Origin of the sequence: Candidatus Methanoperedens nitratireducens (genome assembly GCF_900196725.1) — an archaeon.
GTDB lineage: Archaea > Halobacteriota > Methanosarcinia > Methanosarcinales > Methanoperedenaceae > Methanoperedens > Methanoperedens nitroreducens_A.
The window spans coordinates 1-3,319 of record NZ_FZMP01000238.1; the positions used below are offsets into that span (position 1 = coordinate 1).

General features: G+C 41.5%; 10 protein-coding genes. 5 read left to right on the forward strand and 5 right to left on the reverse strand.

Annotated features, from left to right (window positions below; all coding sequences use genetic code 11):
• The 3 genes from MNV_RS19945 to MNV_RS19135 form a co-directional block, all read left to right on the forward strand.
• A partial coding sequence (locus tag MNV_RS19945) for a hypothetical protein (RefSeq protein ID WP_179294073.1) occupies window positions 1-238 on the forward strand: 238 nt, incomplete at its 5' end.
• The gene (locus tag MNV_RS21405; RefSeq protein WP_394336554.1) at window positions 238-465 is read left to right on the forward strand and encodes a type II toxin-antitoxin system RelE family toxin; all 228 of its coding nucleotides are present in this window, start codon (window positions 238-240) and stop codon (window positions 463-465) included. The genes MNV_RS19945 and MNV_RS21405, both read left to right, overlap by 1 nt.
• Complete coding sequence (locus tag MNV_RS19135; protein WP_143311898.1) at window positions 462-725, forward strand: hypothetical protein; 264 nt, start codon at window positions 462-464, stop codon at window positions 723-725. The genes MNV_RS21405 and MNV_RS19135 overlap by 4 nt, the downstream gene beginning before the upstream one ends.
• Window positions 726-793: 68 nt before the next feature.
• On the opposite strand, the gene MNV_RS17860 is transcribed toward MNV_RS19135, so the two are convergent.
• Complete coding sequence (locus MNV_RS17860) at window positions 794-1,165, reverse strand: DUF5615 family PIN-like protein (RefSeq protein WP_096207297.1); 372 nt, start codon at window positions 1,163-1,165, stop codon at window positions 794-796.
• Window positions 1,162-1,386, reverse strand: a complete 225-nt coding sequence (locus MNV_RS17865; protein WP_096207298.1) for a DUF433 domain-containing protein — start codon at window positions 1,384-1,386, stop codon at window positions 1,162-1,164. The genes MNV_RS17860 and MNV_RS17865 overlap by 4 nt, the downstream gene beginning before the upstream one ends.
• A 144-nt stretch (window positions 1,387-1,530) precedes the next feature.
• On the opposite strand from MNV_RS17865, the gene MNV_RS17870 reads away from it, so the two are divergent.
• Window positions 1,531-1,776 carry a type II toxin-antitoxin system HicB family antitoxin gene (locus MNV_RS17870; RefSeq protein ID WP_257000110.1) on the forward strand — a complete coding sequence of 82 codons (246 nt, stop codon included), beginning with the start codon at window positions 1,531-1,533 and terminating at the stop codon, window positions 1,774-1,776.
• Window positions 1,773-2,012, forward strand: a complete 240-nt coding sequence (locus MNV_RS17875) for a type II toxin-antitoxin system HicA family toxin (protein WP_096207300.1) — start codon at window positions 1,773-1,775, stop codon at window positions 2,010-2,012. Before MNV_RS17870 ends, MNV_RS17875 begins: the two co-directional genes overlap by 4 nt.
• Before the next feature lie 3 nt (window positions 2,013-2,015).
• On the opposite strand, the gene MNV_RS19140 is transcribed toward MNV_RS17875, so the two are convergent.
• From MNV_RS19140 to MNV_RS17885, 3 genes are all read right to left on the reverse strand, one after another.
• Window positions 2,016-2,231 (reverse strand): hypothetical protein, encoded by a 216-nt coding sequence (locus MNV_RS19140; protein ID WP_143311899.1) that lies wholly within the window; start codon window positions 2,229-2,231, stop codon window positions 2,016-2,018.
• 127 nt (window positions 2,232-2,358) lie between these two features.
• Window positions 2,359-2,856, reverse strand: a complete 498-nt coding sequence (locus MNV_RS17880; RefSeq protein WP_096207301.1) for a transposase — start codon at window positions 2,854-2,856, stop codon at window positions 2,359-2,361.
• Window positions 2,837-3,319 (reverse strand): helix-turn-helix domain-containing protein (locus tag MNV_RS17885; protein ID WP_143311900.1); only part of this gene is annotated, 483 nt, incomplete at its 5' end. The genes MNV_RS17880 and MNV_RS17885, both read right to left, overlap by 20 nt.

Sequence of the window (3,319 nt, forward strand, 5' to 3'; positions counted from 1 at the left end):
CAATGAAATATCGGCAGCTAACAAAAACAGCAATGCTGCAAGATTCATTTTCAGAACTTATGAGAAAGTAACATTATTCGCAGAATTAGCGATGAGAGACATAACCATCCCAGACAATAACAATCACATTGAAAACCTTATGGGAATTGTTGGGCAGAAAGTTAAGAAGAATCATCAATCGTGGGTAGATGATAATTTAAATAAAATGCTAAAAATAATTTGGCATATAATTTCTTAGTGCCCCAAAATCATACTGGTGCCAAAAAATTTCTAAAATTACTTGATGAATCTGAAAAGAATCCTATTCGACCAAGACCGGGTTTTGATGTAAAGCCAATGGAAGGATATCCGGGTAATACATATCGATTAAGGATTGGTAAGTATAGGGTTCTTTATTCTGTGGATAATGAGACTAAAACAGTCCGGATAACTTCAGTCCAGCATAGAGGCGATGCGTATAAATGAGGGTCTTATGCAGCGGCGATACGTTGCCCTTGCAGAGCGTGCCTTTGATGGATATTATCGCAATGAATTGGCAATCGTTTTACGTGAGCAGCTTCAAGCCTCCTGCGAATAGAAAACCGCGACGTTGCGCAGTTCGCAGGGTCGCTTTCCCATGCTTCGGGGCGTGCCGTCCCCGCAGGGATTCGGCTTTGCCGAACCTTCGGCGACGTGTCTGGAAGTGGGGACGCGATTATCTTGGCACAGATGCTCGAAGGTTTTGAATTCCTTCAAGTTTACCTGATTCCTATCGCCGATTCGGACGCCAAGCTATGAGTTTAAAAGAAAATTATCATTTTTCACCAATTGGCAGTTCTCTGATACGGATTTCCGTATCCTCAATAATAACAATCGCCCCTTTCATAAGTTCTTTTTCGATGCTTGAAAGATTGGATGAAAGAAGCGAATTAACATGCTCAGGGGAAGGATCGTATAATCGAAAAATAATCACTGAGGGTTTACTGGAATGAGTAAATGCCAGTATAGCTCCAAAATCCAAATCCGCACTCAATATAACCATATTATTCTTTTCGGCATAATCAAAGACGTCTCTATCCTTTGATTTTGCCATTTCAAGTTCACTTACTCTGATTGCTTCATACCCCATATTTTTTAAAAACTTAACTGTTTTTGGAGACAATGGCATGTCCACAAGAAACTTCATGCGGTCACCGGAATTGTTTTTTCTGTGGTTGCCCAGGAAGCAAAACTCAATGCCTGCCTTATATCATCCTCTTCTAACTCAGGGTAGTCCTCTAAGATTTGGAGGATTGTTTTACCTCTGGCAAGAAGTCTCAAGATGAGGGAAACAGGAATCCTTAGACCCCTTATACAGGGCTGACCAGACATAACCTCAGGGTTTATGGTGATTCTATCGAGACTCATATTTTATTATTCTATGCTTTACTATATATAATAAGGATTTCTATAGGTTTTCCAAGGTTCTGTTTTTTCAGGCGCATGTAACCGTTTAAAAAATGTGAATGAGTTCAACCAAAAATTTAATAACAAGAATTACCTTCAATGAGTATGAAAAGTATGGAGAAATTAAATGTTACGGCTATAATCTGGCAGGAAGATGATGTTTATGTTTCAAAATGCCCTGAACTTGAAGTTGCCAGTGTGGGTGATACGCCAGAAGAAGCTCTTAAAAACCTGAAAGAGGCTGTTGAATTATATCTTGAGAATGCCAAAGCTCTGGGAATTTTAAATGATTTTGCAGCATCCTTACATTCGCCAAATAAATTTACTTCTACTATCGGTGTGGCAGTGTGAGCAAACTTCCTTCTGTTTCATCAGATAAGATTATAAAACGTCTCCTTAAAGCCGGGTTTGATTATGCACCCATTAAAGGTAAAGGCAGCCATATCGCTCTGGTCAGAGCAGGGAATCATGGAGAAAAGTATCTCGTTATCATCCCAAAAAGAGACCCGGTCCCAAAGGGAACTTTGATTTCGATTATTAAGCAATCAGGATTGACAAGAGAAGAGTTTATTAAATTGATGGAATAAGATTTATATTATCGCAATGAACCCAGGCAATCGTTTTACATGAGCAGCTTCTAGCCTCCTGCGAATAGAAAGCCGCGACGCTGCGCAGTTCGCAGGGTCGCCTCCCCACGCTTCGGGGCGCGCCGTCCCGCCAGGGATTCGGCTTTGACGAACCTTTGGCGGCGCGTCTGGAAGTGGAGGCGCTCCCGTCTTGGCGCATATACAATAATTGACCGTCAAGATTAGGAGATGGATTTTTATGAGGCAAACTGTGTTCTACATGCGTATTATAGAAATTATAATTAACCATCATCCATACTTTCCATAGTGAAATGAATTATCAATGCTACTTCAGAGATATATATACTCAGTGACATAAATATTTATACAAATCAAGTTTGAATCTGTTTGTTCGATAATATTTTGTTGTCTGTCTTTTGAGGTCTTCCAACGATTGCGGTAGTGTGGATCCAAGAACGGTGTCTTTTCCTTGACGCCAGCATTCTTCAATGGGGTTTGCTTCGGGAAAGCCTGTTGGAAACCAGCGGACCCTGATTGTTTTTCTGTGTTTTTTCAGATACACTATGACACGTTTTTCTTTCCTGTGGTATGTTGCCTTATCAAGAAACAGGATCATCTTCGGGTATTTTCTTCTCAGATGGTTCAGATAGTCAAGAAATGAATCGCTGTCTGCATTCGGGTATTGTCTGAATAGTTGTGTACCATCTTCCGAGAGGGAACCGAACCAGACTGTATGGATATGTGATCCTGTTGTCAGTATGAATGGTCTGCTGCCTTTCACAGCCCAAACTGCACGAATTTTGGTTTCGTAATTGAATATGCTTTCATCCTCTACAACTACCATCAAGCCCGGTGGTTTGCATGCCAGATATGTCCTGTTTTTTTAAAAACGCCTCTCTGTCCTCCTTTTTTGAGAAGGCATATCTTGACCGAGGTTTTATTTTGGACAGACCCCAGGACTGAGCTATGCGAATTGTGTGACGAAAACTATAGGTTATGCCAGTCTCCTGTCTTATCAGTTCACGTATTCCCCGTGTCCGCCAACCCTTCATGGCATTATGCTTCCTAACAATACGTCGCAGCTTGGATTTCTGCTTGTAGCTTATCTTCGGTGGTCTGCCACTTCTTTCCCTTGTATACAAGCCACGAACACCCTCCTGCTCGTAACGCTGTTTCCAGAAATCAACCTTACCATGCGTGCAACCAAACTTTGCAGCAGCATCACGTAGCGACATCTCGTATGCTGCTTGCACTATAAGCAACCGCTCACGCACAACAGGATCTCTAACACGCTTTAGAGAATACTT

Bases quoted from the DNA above. Each gene is read 5' to 3' on its own strand.
- MNV_RS19135 (WP_143311898.1), top strand. From the start codon at position 462: ATGAGGGTCTTATGCAGCGGCGATACGTTGCCCTTGCAGAGCGTGCCT.
- MNV_RS17860 (WP_096207297.1), bottom strand. From the start codon at position 1,165: ATGAAGTTTCTTGTGGACATGCCATTGTCTCCAAAAACAGTTAAGTTT.
- MNV_RS17870 (WP_257000110.1), top strand. From the start codon at position 1,531: ATGAAAAGTATGGAGAAATTAAATGTTACGGCTATAATCTGGCAGGAA.
- MNV_RS17865 (WP_096207298.1), bottom strand. From the start codon at position 1,386: ATGAGTCTCGATAGAATCACCATAAACCCTGAGGTTATGTCTGGTCAG.
- MNV_RS17880 (WP_096207301.1), bottom strand. From the start codon at position 2,856: ATGGTAGTTGTAGAGGATGAAAGCATATTCAATTACGAAACCAAAATT.